General features: G+C 38.9%; 18 protein-coding genes. 13 read left to right on the forward strand and 5 right to left on the reverse strand.

The window, feature by feature from the left end:
- From tusD to PX700_RS00590, 6 genes are read left to right on the forward strand one after another with little or no spacing between them, the layout of a single operon-like run.
- On the forward strand, positions 1–354 hold the full coding sequence (gene tusD / locus PX700_RS00565; RefSeq protein WP_415636201.1) for a sulfurtransferase complex subunit TusD: 354 nt from the start codon (positions 1–3) through the stop codon (positions 352–354).
- Positions 351–707, forward strand: coding sequence for a sulfurtransferase complex subunit TusC (tusC, locus tag PX700_RS00570; RefSeq protein WP_479519537.1), 357 nt, complete (start codon positions 351–353; stop codon positions 705–707). The genes tusD and tusC overlap by 4 nt, the downstream gene beginning before the upstream one ends.
- On the forward strand, positions 704–970 hold the full coding sequence (locus PX700_RS00575) for a DsrH/TusB family sulfur metabolism protein (RefSeq protein WP_479519538.1): 267 nt from the start codon (positions 704–706) through the stop codon (positions 968–970). Before tusC ends, PX700_RS00575 begins: the two co-directional genes overlap by 4 nt.
- A gap of 3 nt (positions 971–973) precedes the next feature.
- Positions 974–1,303 (forward strand): TusE/DsrC/DsvC family sulfur relay protein, encoded by a 330-nt coding sequence (locus PX700_RS00580; protein ID WP_138489138.1) that lies wholly within the window; start codon positions 974–976, stop codon positions 1,301–1,303.
- On the forward strand, positions 1,303–1,989 hold the full coding sequence (locus tag PX700_RS00585) for a pseudouridine synthase (protein ID WP_479519539.1): 687 nt from the start codon (positions 1,303–1,305) through the stop codon (positions 1,987–1,989). Before PX700_RS00580 ends, PX700_RS00585 begins: the two co-directional genes overlap by 1 nt.
- Positions 1,982–2,419 (forward strand): NUDIX domain-containing protein, encoded by a 438-nt coding sequence (locus tag PX700_RS00590; RefSeq protein ID WP_479519540.1) that lies wholly within the window; start codon positions 1,982–1,984, stop codon positions 2,417–2,419. Before PX700_RS00585 ends, PX700_RS00590 begins: the two co-directional genes overlap by 8 nt.
- A 357-nt stretch (positions 2,420–2,776) precedes the next feature.
- On the opposite strand, the gene PX700_RS00595 is transcribed toward PX700_RS00590, so the two are convergent.
- Entirely contained in the window at positions 2,777–4,051 is a 1,275-nt protein-coding gene (locus PX700_RS00595) for a sensor domain-containing diguanylate cyclase (RefSeq protein ID WP_479519541.1), read from the reverse strand.
- Positions 4,052–4,406: 355 nt separating this feature from the next.
- Here PX700_RS00595 and mnmA point away from each other — a divergent pair, with 355 nt between their 5' ends.
- The 5 genes from mnmA (at position 4,407) to PX700_RS00620 (ending at position 9,370) form a co-directional block, all read left to right on the forward strand.
- Positions 4,407–5,507 (forward strand): tRNA 2-thiouridine(34) synthase MnmA, encoded by a 1,101-nt coding sequence (mnmA, locus tag PX700_RS00600; protein ID WP_479519542.1) that lies wholly within the window; start codon positions 4,407–4,409, stop codon positions 5,505–5,507.
- Positions 5,507–6,109 carry a high frequency lysogenization protein HflD gene (gene hflD, locus PX700_RS00605; RefSeq protein ID WP_415636207.1) on the forward strand — a complete coding sequence of 201 codons (603 nt, stop codon included), beginning with the start codon at positions 5,507–5,509 and terminating at the stop codon, positions 6,107–6,109. The genes mnmA and hflD overlap by 1 nt, the downstream gene beginning before the upstream one ends.
- A gap of 31 nt (positions 6,110–6,140) precedes the next feature.
- Positions 6,141–7,511 carry an adenylosuccinate lyase gene (gene purB / locus PX700_RS00610; RefSeq protein ID WP_415636208.1) on the forward strand — a complete coding sequence of 457 codons (1,371 nt, stop codon included), beginning with the start codon at positions 6,141–6,143 and terminating at the stop codon, positions 7,509–7,511.
- 88 nt (positions 7,512–7,599) lie between these two features.
- Complete coding sequence (locus PX700_RS00615) at positions 7,600–8,757, forward strand: ribosomal protein uL16 3-hydroxylase (protein WP_479519543.1); 1,158 nt, start codon at positions 7,600–7,602, stop codon at positions 8,755–8,757.
- 154 nt (positions 8,758–8,911) lie between these two features.
- On the forward strand, positions 8,912–9,370 hold the full coding sequence (locus PX700_RS00620; protein ID WP_169060878.1) for a GNAT family N-acetyltransferase: 459 nt from the start codon (positions 8,912–8,914) through the stop codon (positions 9,368–9,370).
- 61 nt (positions 9,371–9,431) lie between these two features.
- Here the strand turns inward: PX700_RS00620 and PX700_RS00625 are convergent, their stop codons facing one another.
- The 3 genes from PX700_RS00625 to PX700_RS00635 all read right to left on the reverse strand — a co-directional run bounded on the left by PX700_RS00625 (position 9,432) and on the right by PX700_RS00635 (position 11,911).
- Positions 9,432–9,878, reverse strand: coding sequence for a DUF4826 family protein (locus PX700_RS00625; protein ID WP_479519544.1), 447 nt, complete (start codon positions 9,876–9,878; stop codon positions 9,432–9,434).
- 118 nt (positions 9,879–9,996) lie between these two features.
- Positions 9,997–11,400 carry a M28 family peptidase gene (locus tag PX700_RS00630; protein ID WP_479519545.1) on the reverse strand — a complete coding sequence of 468 codons (1,404 nt, stop codon included), beginning with the start codon at positions 11,398–11,400 and terminating at the stop codon, positions 9,997–9,999.
- Positions 11,401–11,518: 118 nt separating this feature from the next.
- Positions 11,519–11,911, reverse strand: a complete 393-nt coding sequence (locus tag PX700_RS00635; protein ID WP_479519546.1) for a hypothetical protein — start codon at positions 11,909–11,911, stop codon at positions 11,519–11,521.
- 156 nt (positions 11,912–12,067) lie between these two features.
- Between PX700_RS00635 and PX700_RS00640 the strand changes: the two genes are divergently transcribed.
- On the forward strand, positions 12,068–12,865 hold the full coding sequence (locus PX700_RS00640) for a class I SAM-dependent methyltransferase (RefSeq protein ID WP_479519547.1): 798 nt from the start codon (positions 12,068–12,070) through the stop codon (positions 12,863–12,865).
- Between the two features lie 6 nt (positions 12,866–12,871).
- Here the strand turns inward: PX700_RS00640 and PX700_RS00645 are convergent, their stop codons facing one another.
- A complete protein-coding gene (locus tag PX700_RS00645; RefSeq protein WP_415636214.1) occupies positions 12,872–13,276 on the reverse strand; it encodes a GFA family protein in 405 nt (134 codons plus the stop codon).
- Positions 13,277–13,708: 432 nt separating this feature from the next.
- On the opposite strand from PX700_RS00645, the gene PX700_RS00650 reads away from it, so the two are divergent.
- A complete protein-coding gene (locus PX700_RS00650; RefSeq protein WP_479519548.1) occupies positions 13,709–15,556 on the forward strand; it encodes an ABC transporter ATP-binding protein in 1,848 nt (615 codons plus the stop codon).
- Positions 15,557–15,648 lie beyond the last annotated feature (92 nt).

Genomic DNA, 15,648 nt, shown 5'->3' on the forward strand with positions numbered 1-15,648 from the left:
TTGTCACGTTTTGTTCTTTCATTACATACACCACCATCCGATCACGATACAACGCAAAGATTAGTTAAGTTTGCGAATACATGTTTAGCCCAAGGGCACACCATTGATGCTATTTTTTTATACCAGCAAGGTATTTATCATGCATCTACCCACTTTGATTTATCCTCAGACGAACTTCAAATTTCAGCACTTTGGCAGCAACTCGCCGATCAAAAACTAAATTTAATGCTGTGTGTTACCGCCGCTGAAAAACGCGGGTTAGATATTAAAAACACAGGTGTATTTAATGTCGCAGGGTTAGCTGAATTTGCAATGCTTGCAAGCGACGCTGATAAATGGGTGCAATTTAAATGATAAACGTATTAGTAATGAGTCAGTGCAGCCCATTTGACGATTTAAATATTCGTGATGCACTTGATATGACATTGATATTTGCTGCCGTTGACCAAAATGTGAGTTGGTTGTTTAGCGGCCCCGCCGTTTTGGCTTTAAAAAAGCATCAACAACCAAACAATATTGGCTTAAAAGATTTTTTTAAAAACATTAAAACACTCGAAATCTATGATGTTGAAAACATCTACGTGTGTGAAAAGTCATTGCTTGATTATGGTTTAAATAAGCATGATTTGCTCATAGAGGTAAAAGCACTTAACTTTAGCCAACAACAAACATTAATTAAAGCGCAGCAGCATGTGGTGAACCTATGAGTACGTTACATATATTTTCAAAGCCGCTTAATTATTACTGCGCAAATCAGCTAGAGAATTTAATTTCATCAACCGATAATTTGCTACTTGTGGGTGATGCCTGCTTTGCAAAAAAACAATTTAGGCAATTTGCAGATACACTGTTAATGCTTGAGCAAGACGCGCAAGTACGTGCAATAAAATTAACAGATAACGATAAAGCCATTAGCTATGAAGACTTTGTAGCACTGACTTTATCAACTAATCAATCAATTACCTGGTAACCCATGCTTGAATTTAACAACCAACAGATTGAAACCGACAAACAAGGCTACTTGCTTGACCATACTTTATGGTCAAAGGAACTTGCACCTATAATTGCTATCCAAGAAAACATTACACTTAGTGAACAACACTGGGAAGTCATTAATTTTGTTCGTGATTTTTATATTGAGTATAACACCAGCCCAGCCATTAGAATGCTTGTAAAAGCAATGGCTAAAGCACTCGGTGAAGACAAAGGGAATAGCCTTTATTTATATAAATTATTTCCTAAAGGCCCTGCTAAACAAGCAACAAAAATTGCCGGATTACCAAAACCAGCTAGGTGTATCTAATGAGAAGCAAATCAAGCAATAATCAAGTAACACAAGCCAAACCTAAAAGAAGTACTGGCCGAACTTATTCACGCAGTGCACTTAACAAAACGCCTTCAGGTAAAAGAGAGATAAAGCCGCAAATAGCATCTAAAGACAGAAAAATTGTATTATTCAACAAACCATTTGATGTGCTATGCCAATTTACAGATGACGCCGACAGACAAACGCTTGCAGAGTTTATCCCTATTAAAGAAGTTTACGCAGCGGGAAGATTAGACAGAGACAGTGAAGGTTTATTGCTTTTAACAAACTGCGGTAAATTACAAAACACCTTAACTGCACCTGATAAAAAAACCAATAAAACCTACTGGGCACAAGTTGAAGGTGAACCAACAAGTGAATCAATTAACGATTTATGCAATGGTGTAAAACTTAAAGACGGGCTAACACTCCCTGCTAACGTTAAAATAATAGATGAGCCTACAATTTGGGCGCGTAATCCCCCTGTACGCGAGCGAAAAGCAATCCCAACTACGTGGCTAAGTATTACCATTAACGAAGGTAAAAATAGACAAGTTCGTCGAATGACCGCGCATATTGGCCACCCTACACTTCGCCTTATTCGCTATAGCATTGGCAACTATACGTTGGATGATATTAATTGTGGTGAATACAGAGTAATTAAGGGTGTAGTTGATGCATAAACCGCATGTCACAGTTGCAGCAATAGTAAAAAAGAAAAATGAGTTTTTGCTCGTCAAAGAGCGCGATAAATTTACACAGCAGGTTTGCTACAATCAACCTGCGGGTCATTTAGAGCTAAACGAAACGCTTGCACAAGCCGCGAGCAGAGAATTACTTGAGGAAACTGGATTAACGTTGTTGCCCCTAGGTTTATTAGGCATTTACAACTTATATGCTGATAACGGCACTCATTATTTACGATTTTGTTTTATATTTGAAATGTGCGATACCCTTAAAATACCTAAACCTATCGACCCAGATATCATCTCTGCTGATTGGTATACCCTAGAACAAATTAAGACACTCCCCCTTAGAAGCCCATTAGTTTTAAAATGCATAGAGGATAGCTTACACAAACAGCCTCTTAATCTAGATACTATCTATAATTAATTAGGCCGTGCTGATCTTTTGAGGTTGAATTTCAGACAAGGCAGCGCCTATGGTGTGTGGTTATTCCCCATAAATAGGCGGTAGCACAGCATAAATGCCAAACATGCGCTGCCCTTGGGTTCGTGCTAGGGGCGATTAACTCTTTGTTGCCTACATGGATGTAGATAAAAGGCGTGAGCAGGACGCGGAAGCTTTGCTCGGCTTTGTTATTCTTACAGAGATGTAAGCCATTAGAGTAACGCAGGAGCCGTTACCGAGCCCACTAGGATACAACCTCGCGCCGCGACTAAATCGCCACTAGATAGAATAAATTTAAATCCACAAAGATCAACACGCCCTAAAATTAAAGAAGCATATTTACAAATGTTCAGAGCTAAGTGCAATACAATTTCGTCCCTGTCTTTTTGCATAATAAAGAGCACTGTCGGTTGCTTTTAAAAAGACAAGTTTGTCATCGTTCGCATCCGCTGTGTTAACTCCCATGCTGATTGACAAAACTCCTGTAAAACTATCTTGGTGCGGTATTGCTAGCTCTTCTATCGCTTTTTGAATCTGATCTGCAATGAAAAGTGCACCCTGCGTATCTGTTTGCGGTAATAACACAACAAATTCTTCACCGCCATACCGCGCTACAAAGTCTTCGGGCCGACTCACCGTCGCTGCAATTTTTTGTGCGACATCACGCAGACAAATATCGCCAGTTACATGCCCGTATCGGTCATTAAATTTTTTAAAATGATCAACATCAATGAAGATCATAGATAGTTTGTCGGCACTGCTTTTTAATCGCTCAAACTCATACGCAAACTGCTCATCAAAGCGGCGCCTATTTGCTATTTTTGTCAACGAATCAAGAAAAGCCATATCACGTAGTATATCTTGTGCTTTTAGACGTTCAGTGGCATCGTAAAATACTGCAATAAATTCATCGCCATTATCAATACCCGACACTTCCATCACTAACTCGCTACCATTACTGCAACGAACACGATAGTCATTTGCAGGAATATCGTTGTTATTTTCCTTAGCAAACTGCAAAGAGTTTTTCCATAATGCTTTGGCTGATTTTCTATACTCTGGATCTGGAAAAGCCTTTTCCCACCAAGCAGCTAAATTAGGAACTTCATCTAACGTGTAACCAAAAATATCAACAAAGCGTTGATTTACTTTTAATAGATCACCAGTTCGAGCACACACATTACAAATTGGCATTGGCAGCACAGTAAACAACCTAGCGTAATGGCTTAGCTCATGTTTACGCATTGGGTGTTGTGTGTTTGATGATACATAACTCGCAGGAATGTCAGTTATGCTTGATGCAAGTTTGGCATCCATTTCTAGCGTGAAGTACCATTCAAGCCACCAACGTTCAACACATTCAAGTGCTGACTTTTCTGAATGTTCAGTGCAAGAAATTGAATGTTTGATTAAGCTAAATATCTCATTTATAGGGTGTGGATCTTGGCAAAAAGAAGGGTTTTTAAACTTAATCAGTTCGTAAAAAAGACGATAAGCCGATTGCTTAAATTCACTTGAGGGGTTATTTAGTAACTCACTAATAGGCTGATTAAATTGACAAGTGTAATATTCAACTAACGATTTAATCTTATTTATTTGTTCAACGTAGTTCATATATTCATTCCATTGATTATATTGGCCAGCTCACTAAATCGATATAACAAGGTTATATCCTAGGGCGGACGCAGTTTATATTTACTACCGAATATTTGAAAGAAAATAATACTAAATAACTGAAAAAACATAACAAAACACACTCAGCCTAATAACATAGTTAGCAATATAAAAACATAATTGAAACAAAAGGATTGCTTTTATACTTTCTAAGTTTCTTTTTCTATTTGTTATATAAATAAAATAGTGACTAATTCCCCTCTTTGCCCCTTTACTCTCTTTAAGCACAAACAAAATACATGCTATAATCGCGGCCTTTCCAAGTTAACAGCAATCTGTATGAGCGAAATTATTCATGAGCGAAAATAGTCACATTAAAGTCATTGTTGGCATGTCCGGCGGTGTTGATTCTTCTGTATCTGCATATTTATTACAACAACAAGGCTACCAAGTAGAAGGCCTGTTTATGAAGAACTGGGAAGAAGACGACAATGATGAATACTGTGCTGCCGCTGATGATTTAAAAGATGCGCAAGCCGTGTGTGATAAATTAGGCATTGAACTTCACACTGTTAACTTTGCAGCTGAATACTGGGACAACGTATTTGAGTACTTTTTAGCAGAGTACAAAGCAGGTCGTACACCTAATCCAGACATAATGTGCAATAAAGAAATTAAATTTAAAGCCTTTTTAGAATTTGCAGCTCAAGCACTCGGTGCTGACTTTATTGCAACGGGTCACTATGTTCGCCGCGAGCTTCGCGATGACAAATACGTCATGTGTCGCGGACTTGATAATAATAAAGATCAAAGCTACTTCTTATATACCCTAAGCCATGAACATATTGGCCAAACGTTATTCCCGGTAGGCGATATCGAAAAACCAGAAGTACGCCGCATTGCAGAAGAGCAAGACCTAATCACTCACGATAAAAAAGACAGCACAGGCATCTGCTTTATTGGAGAGCGTAAATTTAAAGACTTTTTACAAAAGTTCTTACCAGCACAACCTGGCGTTATCGAAGACACAGACGGTAATAACGTAGGCGAGCACGAAGGCTTAATGTACCACACACTTGGACAACGCAAAGGCTTGTTAATTGGTGGTATGAAAGAAGGTTCTGGTGAGCCGTGGTACGTGGTTGATAAAGACCTTGATCGAAATGTGCTTATTGTAGGTCAAGGTAAAGATCACCCTCGCCTATACAGTAATGGCCTTAACGCTAATCAACTGCATTGGGTAGACCGAATTGGTCCTAAAGGTACAACTCGCTGCACAGTTAAAACACGTTACCGCCAAGAGGATTTAAGCTGTACCCTATTGGTTGGTGAAGACGGCATGGCACGCGTATTATTTGACGAGCCGCAAAAAGCAGTAACACCTGGTCAATCAGCTGTATTTTATGCAGAAGATGTGTGTTTAGGCGGTGGTATTATTGATTCGGTGATTAAGTAATGAATGAACACCAAGTCATGGCGCTTGCCGCCATGTGCCAAGTAGCTAAACAAGTTCAAAAAATTGCGCAATATGGCAGTAATAATGAACATGATTTAGAAATCTTACTTTCAAGTATTATTCAAACATCGCCTGCATCGCCAGAAGATGTTTATCAAGGCACTGACAACTTACGTGACGGCTACAAAACATTAATGGCGCAGCTTACTGCTGGCGCTCAAAAAGATGTTGAAATTGTAAAGTACGTAGGTGGTTTGATGCAGCTTGAGCGAGCACTGAGTGCAAACGACAAAAGCTTAAACGAATTAGGTAAACGAATTGATGATATTCATCGTCGTTTAGATCATTTTGCTATTACCGACGAGAGCGTTGTCGCCGGTTTAGCAGATATATACTCGTCGGTGCTGAGCCCCCTTGGGCACCGAATACAGGTTTATGGCAAACCCGAGTTATTAAAACAGCAGCTCACTCAAAATAAAATCCGTGCGTTATTATTAGCCGGCATTAGAAGTGCAGTATTATGGCGACAAATGGGCGGTAAACGCCGTCACTTTTTCTTTGCAAAAAGAAAAATACTCGCCATTGCTAAAACAAAAATTTAACTATCGTTCAAACTAAAATTTAGGAGTTATTATGGAGCTTTCAGCGTTAACGGCTATCTCTCCAGTGGATGGTCGCTACGGCAGCAAAACCACTGAACTACGCAGTATTTTCAGCGAATTTGGCTTAATCAAATACCGCGTAATTGTTGAAGTGCGTTGGTTGCAAGCGTTAGCTGCAGCAAGTGATATTAAAGAAGTACCTGCATTTAGCGAAGGTGCTAATGCACTTCTAAACGCCATTGTAGATAACTTCAGTGAAGCTGATGCACAACGCGTTAAAGACATAGAACGCACCACAAATCACGATGTTAAAGCGGTTGAATACCTACTAAAAGAAAAAGTAGCCGATAACAGTGAGCTTCATGCAATCAACGAATTTATTCACTTTGCTTGTACTTCAGAAGATATTAACAATCTATCTCATGGTTTAATGCTAAGCGAAGCGCGTAACAACGTTTTACTTCCTTATTGCGATGAACTTTTAAGCGCAATTAAAGCTAAAGCAATTGAATACAAAACAATCCCAATGATGACACGTACGCACGGGCAACCTGCTACACCATCAACTATGGGTAAAGAGTTTGCTAACGTATATATGCGTTTAAAACGCCAACGCGACCAAATTGCACAAGTGGAAATGCTAGGTAAAGTTAATGGTGCTGTTGGTAACTATAACGCCCACCTTAGCGCATACCCAGATTACGACTGGCATACACATGCAGATAAATTTGTATCAAGCTTAGGTTTAACACTAAACCCATTTACGACACAAATTGAACCGCATGACTATATTGCAGAATTGTTTGATGCAATTGCTCGTTTTAACACTATATTGCTCGATTTTGACCGTGACATGTGGGGTTACATCGCCCTTAATCACTTTAAGCAAAAAACAATTGCTGGAGAAATTGGCTCATCTACCATGCCGCATAAAGTTAACCCAATTGATTTTGAAAACTCAGAAGGTAACTTAGGCTTAGCAAATGCTATTTTTGCTCACCTTGCACAAAAATTACCAGTATCTCGCTGGCAGCGTGACCTTACCGATTCAACGGTATTACGTAACTTAGGTGTAGGTATGGGTTATGCACTTATTGCATACCAATCAACACTTAAAGGTGTAAGCAAGCTTGAAGTTAACGAGCAGCGCTTAGCTGATGAGCTTGATCAAAACTGGGAACTGCTAGCAGAGCCAATCCAAACTGTTATGCGTAAATATGGCATCGAAAAGCCGTACGAAAAACTTAAAGATTTAACTCGCGGTAAACGTGTAAATAAAGAAATAATGGCTGACTTCATTGATGGTCTTGACCTTCCTGAAGATGCTAAAGTAGAAATGAAAAAACTAACACCTGCTAACTATATTGGTCGCGCTGTTGAGTTTATTGATGATTTAGTTTAAAAACTAAATTGCTCTTTTAAAAAGCGAAAGGATAATCCTTTCGCTTTTTTTGTTTTAACCCCATTGCACTAACTAGTAGGCATAATGTATGTATCAATTAAAAATAAATAATTTGTCTGAGCAAGAGTTTTTAAACCATTTTTGGCAAAAAAAACCGCTTTTAATCAAACAAGGTTTTGCTGACTTTCAGGACCCGCTTGATGCTAATGAGCTTGCCGGCCTAGCAATGGAAGAAAGCATAGAGTCACGTATTATCACCAATCATAAAAATGATTGGCAAACATACCAAGGTCCATTTGAAGACTTTGAGCAATTAACAGACGAGCACTCTACTCTACTCGTACAAGCGGTTGATCACTGGCATCCAGATGCTGCACAACTACTAGAGCCATTTAGGTTTATTCCAAACTGGCGCATAGATGATTTAATGATCAGCTATTCAACGCCTGGCGGTGGTGTTGGCCCGCATTTAGATCAGTACGACGTATTTATTATTCAAGGCGAAGGTAAGCGTCATTGGCGTGTAGGCCTACCCGATCCAACACTTAAACAGTTTGCTCAAAACAAAAAGTTACTGCAAGTAGAAGCATTTGAAGCCGTAATAGATTGCATTTTAGAACCTGGCGATATTTTGTATATTCCACCAGGGTGCCCTCACGAAGGTTACGCTGTAGAAAACGCACTAAATTATTCAGTTGGTTTTAGAGCCCCAAATCAACAAGATTTATTGTCGAGTTTTGCCGATCATATTATTGATACCGAAAGCGGACAAAAGCGTTATAACGATCACAACATAACGCTCAGAAAATCTAAAGGTGAGCTTACTAATCTTGAAGTGGAAAAAGTTAAAACATTGATGGCTGCCCTTTTAGAAAACGACGAATTATTTAAACAATGGTTGGGATCAACGCTTAGTCAGCCTAAACATGAGATGGACTTAGCACCCGTAGAGCCTCCATTTACATCAGAGAAAATAGCTGATGACTTAAACAATGAAGAAGCTGTGTTTGAACGTTTGGGTGGTACGCGTGCTATTTACCAGCAGCTCGATACAAAAGTATTATTAAGTGTAAACGGTGAAAATTACGCTATGCCATTAACTGACTTAGCGGCGGTAAAACTACTTACCGACGATACTGAATTTGAAAGTTCAGCGCTGAGTTTAACAAACCCAAGCCTAGTTTTTACTCAAACCTTTACTACACTTGTTAATGAGGGGATCTGGTTTAATATTGACCAAGAGTAATAATACCAATTTTATTAATAATGATGAGCATTTTGCAGCGTAAAATATTGTGTGTACAGGTCAGTTAAAATTTTTAATTTTCATCTGATATTGGCTTAAATAATTTTGCTGTGATTGCTTACTTATTCTAATTTGGTATCAATAGGAGTTTGCAATGGGCTATCTGGTTGATAAGGTTGAATGGGATATAAAAAAAGATATGCTACAAAAAATTCGAGAGCGAGTTTTTGTTTACGAGTTACATATTCCAAAGCATATCGAATTTGATAGCCTAGATAAAATTGCATTACATGTACTTGTTACAGACGATGCAAACTGCCCTATTGCAACAGGTAGATTATGTACAGATGGCTTAATCGGCAGAATAGCTGTATTACCTGAGCACCGTAATCGCAAAGTATATAAATCGCTTCTCAACTTTATTGTAGAATTAGCGTCAAACCAAGGTATTGAAGAGGTTAGCATTAATTGTATTTTAAATGAGGTAGAGCGTTTTAAGCGAAATGGCTTTATTCAACAAGGAAATGTATTTATGGAGGCGGGAATTCCTAGGCAACGTATGCAATGCCCTGTTTCGGCGTTTAATACAACTCCCTTCACACTTGTCCATTAGATAAAGAAAAGGGCAATAAATAAGCTATCACCCTCTACTTTTTTACTTAACCAAACTGTAGTTACTTTGGTTCATTTGCCCACAGCGGATCGTTTTCATACATTTCGTACAAGCCATGTGCTCTATTTATAAGTAAGTTAGCAAAGTCTACCTGTGTTTTATCACGTGCGCCTGTACTCATAATTTGATCAGCTTTTAATTGCCACTGCAAAGAAAAATAGCGCATGGCATCACGAGCATCTGTAGCTGCACTTACCTCAGCATGATCTGTAGGTAATCGCCCTGTTACTACCCAATATGTTTTACCGTTCTGTGCTTTAAATTTCCAGATAGCACAAAGTGGTGCTAAAAACCGGCTGTCTTTATCAACTACTGATTTTGGCATAATGCCCTTTTCAGCTAAATGCTTTTGAGCTACTTGAAAACATTCTCGTTGCCACTGCATTCTTTGCTCATCAGTTATAACTTGCTCTTTTGCTGTTAACGGCTTTTTTTCTTGTTGTTCCATTTTTAATAACCTTTTACTTCTTTTTTAACACTCTAAGGGCTTAGTAAATAAGGTGCAAGTATAAAACGGCCGTTTGCACCTTAAAGCTCTCTGTTTGCTGTATTTTTAGACAAACCATTTATTTTATATTGTGATCAAACGAACCTACATCACCCGGAAAAACTACTGGCGACTCAATACCGTCTTTACTAACAGAGGCTACACCAAAGTAATAATTATCAATCACTACGTTTTTAAGTGTGTACTGTGAAACCCTACCAACGTATTTACTAAACTGCCATTGCGGCTCGCTCGTGTAACGCCAATAAATTTTATAGCCAGCAATATTTTCATCACTGTCCTCTTGCCATGAAAACGAAGTATCAGCTGTAACAGCTCCCTTTATTTTAACTTCTTTTGGCGGTGCGGGAGCCCACGCCATAGAGGCCATTGTTACCACATTAAGTGAAGTTAGCTTAGCCGTATAATCAAAATCAACACCTTCAATAGTATCGCCATACTCAACACCATTCTCAGTGCGTAAATCTTGATGCTGACGATCGTAGTGCTCGTTAGTTTCCATAATACGCACCGCTGCAAAACCTGCATCGTTAAATGGACGATGATGCCCACCACGGCCAAATCTATCTAATCGATATACAAGCATCGTATCTAAATTAGGAATGTATCTGTCGGCAACGGTATCAATATAACGTGCTAAATTGCGGCTCGCCGAATCAACTTCACCACCGGTAAAGCGACGAGTATTAGCTTGTTCTTTTGTTTCTACAACACGGGTACCTTCAGAGAATATACGTGCAGTGGTGTTATCGGTTACGCCATTAATTCCGGTAATATTACCAATCATATCGTTATTTAAAACACCATGAACTTGCCATTTGTGTTTTTGCGCATACTCGGTGAGTATTTTTCCGCCAAACAACCCTTGCTCTTCGCCCGAAAGCGCCGCATACACCACTGATCCATTAAATTTATACTTACTCAGTACTCGTGCAGCTTCAATTACACCAGCAACACCCGACGCGTTATCGTTTGCTCCAGGCGAATCGCTGGTAAAATCCATAACATCACTTACACGTGAATCTATGTCACCCGACATCATCACCATACGATTAGGCTCACTTGATCCGCGTTGAATAGCGACTATATTCACCACTTCAACAGGATTCGGAATGCGTTTTTCGCCCGATATAGTCTCTTTTACTTCAATAATTTCCAGGCAGCCTCCACATTGGGCTGATATTGTTTCAAATTCTTTTTTTATCCAACGCCTTGCCGCGCCAATGCCTCGAGTATCCGATTTAGTCTCTGAAAGCGTATGACGAGTACCAAAATCCACCAGCGTTTGAATGTCACTGCCAATACGTTCAGCCGACACTTCACTCGCTATATCGTGTAACTTTTGTTGGTCGGTATACTGTAATTGCGTTTCACCATGTGCTGACATAGCAATGGTACATGCACTAGCAAGTACGCTAAATTTAAGTAATCTTGTTGATATTTTAAAAGGTGTGTTAAGCATCTATTAGCTCCTAATTATTATAGTGTAACCATTACTTAACTAAGATTTTATGGCAATACATTTGAGGCAGATGCAGAAAGGAGCAGGCTAAAGCGCAGTTAAAGCAATTGTTAGAGAATTAATTGAGTCTCACAATTAACATAATGCCGGTCATAGGGATTAAACCAAACATCCAAAGTTTTATTCCTAAAATATATTTTTTAAAGCTCCCCTTATTTATACGTGATCTAACTCTACTTCTATAACCGCTAAAATCACCCAAAATTAAAAACACAATTCCAATTACGACTGCGTAAAATAAAGCGCCAATAAGTAAAGGATTTTGCTTAAAAGTACTGATTATTTTATCTAAGTGGCGAATGTCAAACGTCATCGCTAAAAGAAGACTATATACAGTAGATATCATGGCTAACAATGCTGCAGCATTGATGGCCGTATTTTTATTTCTTGAATCTAATGTTTTCATCCACTGAGCACACACAAAATGAACAGCGCAAATAAATGTTCTCATTTTCAATCCTTGAATCTTGAATCTTGAATAATGTTTAACTTGTTAATACAATATTATATTTAAAGATTAAATTACAAACCTTGTTACACAATAATCTACTAAAGAATGTGTTTTTCGTGGCACACTGCCATTGTGTATATATTAATAGTTCAAGTTATGCGTCAGCTAAAAGAAGATACAGTTAAAAGTAACCTTATTGAGTCGCAGCAAAGTGCATACGGCCCAGTATGCGTGTATCAAAATAAAGAATACCGTTGGTTAACGTTTGCACAAAAAATCAATGAAGACATAGGCATTCAAGGCGTTATGAACCTTAAACACCCTGAGCAAGTAATCGTGCCTGTGAACCAGTGCATGATGCTATTTTTACTTAAACCGGTAGATACACTAAAAATATTAAATTTAGGCTTAGGTACAGCAGGGTTTGAGCGAATTATGTATCACTTGCAAGGTAGTACGTCTTACATAAACACCATCAATACATTTAACACAGTGGAAATAAACCCAAGCATTGCCTTAATTGCTGCCAAGCACTTTAAGTTACCAATTAAGCACAGCACCTACTTACAATGCGCCGAGCAATATATTACACAATGCTCTGATCACTTTAACGTAATCACTATCGATATTTTTAGTCGTGAATATCACCAGCCTTTTTTAACCACCGATAGCTTTTGGCAAAATATAAATCGCTGTAGCGAGCAAAATATACAAGTAATCATTAATTTAAACCCACAAACTGGCCAAGAGCTGCAAATGCTTTTAGTACTTTTAAGGAAACATTTTAAGTGCTTAGCGATAATAGAGTTTAACGAATACATAAATATAGTGATCATGCTAAGCCAGCAAACATTAATGCACATAAACGTTGATGAAATACAAAACTCACCTGTGTTTATAAATTTTGCACCAAACCTTTATAAAAGTATTAATAGCATTTACCACATTGAATAAAATGCGTTACCGTCCAGGTTCATGTTTTTCAAAGCACGGTAAGCTTGTTTCTAGCTGCTCCCAATTAGCTTTAGACGTAACAAAATTATGCGATAAAACCTTCTCAGCAATATCGCTATCGAATATTCCTAAACGAATTCGTATTCTGCTTTTGTCATCGCTGTTGCTACTGTAAACAGGCGAGCCGCAACATTTGCAAAAATAGCGTGTACGCCCTGGTTTAAAACTAAATTCACTGAGTCGTTCTTGCCCTTTAGTTATTGTAAAGTCACCTGTATTTACAAACCCATTGGTTGCAAATGCAGTCCCGCTGTTTTTTCTGCATAGTGAACAATGACAATGAATAATACTCGTAATAGCACCCGTTAGTTCTAACGTAACCTCACCACATAAACATGAGCCTTTATACATACAATCTCTCCATAAAAACGACTTGATACTTTCAAACTAGAACCTACTTGATTTCATCTCTGAGGTGTTTTTTTTATGCTTGGTAACTCCCCAGTAAACATAATCTATTGGGGCACATAGGCTTGTAAAGGAATATCTCTTCACATTCTTATGATTAAGTTTCAGAAACCAAATTACTACAGCTCCTAATCAGCTCCTAATCAGCTCCTAATCAGCTCCTAATCTGCGCCTAATCTGCGCCTAATTTTAATCTAATACTAAATTTAATATCTTCTCGCAACTCAAGTACGAATGCTAAAATCGCTGTCCTATGTAAAAGCTTGCTCACATTAATTAACGTCTCAAGTATTAATATTAAGTATTTACAAGACTGCATTTTAAAATACTTAACTGGTATGATAGCCGCCATTATTTGCCATTTAAGTTTTTAAAATGTATCGATTATTTGAAAAAATGACAAAAGCATTTCCTGAGGACCAACCTACTCAGCCGCCTTCGACTTTGTTTGCTTTTTGTCGCCACTACACCAAAGGAATGGAACTGTCACTGTTGCTTATGTCAATTAGTGCCGCCTTGCTCGCTATTTTAGAAGTTTCTTTATTTAGCTACATGGGACAGCTTGTTGATTGGTTAACAGCCTACACACCTCAAACCTTGTTTGTAGAGCAAAAGTCAGAACTTATCAAAATGGCTGTCATGCTGTTAGTTGTACTGCCCGTGGTTGTATTTTTTCACTCCGCTATTTTACACCAAGCCCTACTGGGTAATTACCCAATGTCGATTCGCTGGCTAGCGCATCGTTATTTACTGCGCCAAAGTGTTAGTTTTTATCAAAATGAATTTGCAGGAAGAATCGCCACCAAGGTATTACAAACCTCGTTAGCTGTTCGCGAAACAGTGACCAAGTTACTCGATGTATTAATGTATATCGTGGTTTACTTTGGCTCTATGGTGTTTTTAGTGGCTGAGGCCGATTGGCGCTTAATGATCCCATTACTCGTTTGGTTAGCTTTATACATTTGCGTGCAACTTTATTTTGTACCGCGCCTTAAAAGAATTGCCAGCTCACAAGCCGATGCTCGCTCAGAAATGACTGGCCGCATTGTTGATAGTTACACAAATATTTCTACAATTAAGCTGTTTTCGTATACCCAACGTGAAGAGCAATACGCAAAACAAAGCATGGATGTATTTTTGCAGCCTGTGTACAAGCAAATGCGCTTAGTAACCAGTTTAAACTTTGTTATTCAAACCCTAAATTACCTATTAGTGTTCTCTGTTGCTGCTGTATCACTTTATTTATGGTCACTTAGCGCAATTAGCGCAGGCGCTATTGCGGTAGCCGTTAGCTTAGCCCTTAGATTAAACGGCATGGCGCAGTGGATCATGTGGGAAATAAGCAGCTTGTTTGAAAACATCGGCACCGTAGCCGATGGCATGAAAACACTGTCAAATCCTATTGAAGTTGCCGATAAACCAAACGCCGATACGCTTAACGTAAGCCAAGGTGCTATTGAGTTTAACAACGTACACTTTAACTATGGCAAAGCAGTAAACGAAACTAGTCGAAGCCCTGTAATGAACGGTTTAAACTTAAATATTAAACCTGGCGAAAAAATTGGTTTAGTCGGTCGCTCTGGCGCAGGTAAATCAACACTTGTTAACTTGTTACTGCGTTTTTACGATACCGACTCTGGAACAATAAAAATTGATGGTCAAAACATCACAGACGTAAGCCAAGAAAGCCTACGCCGATATATAGCCATGGTAACGCAAGATACCTCCCTGCTTCACCGCTCAGTAAAAGACAACATTTTGTACGGTCGCCCCGATGCAACGCAAGCTGAGATGATCAACGCGACCAAACAAGCTAAGGCACTTGAGTTTATAAACGACTTGGTAGATAGCAAAGGCAACAAAGGCTTTGATGCACAAGTAGGCGAACGCGGCGTTACTCTTTCGGGCGGTCAGCGCCAACGTATTGCTATTGCACGTGTGCTACTTAAAAATGCACCCATACTTATACTCGACGAAGCCACCAGCGCACTCGACTCAGAGGTAGAAGCGGCAATTCAAGCAAGCCTTGATGACTTAATGACAGGCAAAACAGTAATTGCCATCGCGCATAGGTTATCAACCATTGCACAAATGGACAGATTAATTGTACTTGATGACGGCGGCGTAGTGGAGCAAGGCACTCACGAAGAATTAATAGCTAAGGGGGGTATTTATGCAGCCCTATGGACTCACCAAACGGGTGGATTTATAGGAATGGATTAGCCATTAATATTACCCTACTACAGGCGTGATTTTACATCGCGCTGCTCTTTAAACTCTTTAACTCTTTAAAAAAAAGCGAAGATGCCACTAGG

This window comes from Pseudoalteromonas sp. TP27, from assembly GCF_056470645.1.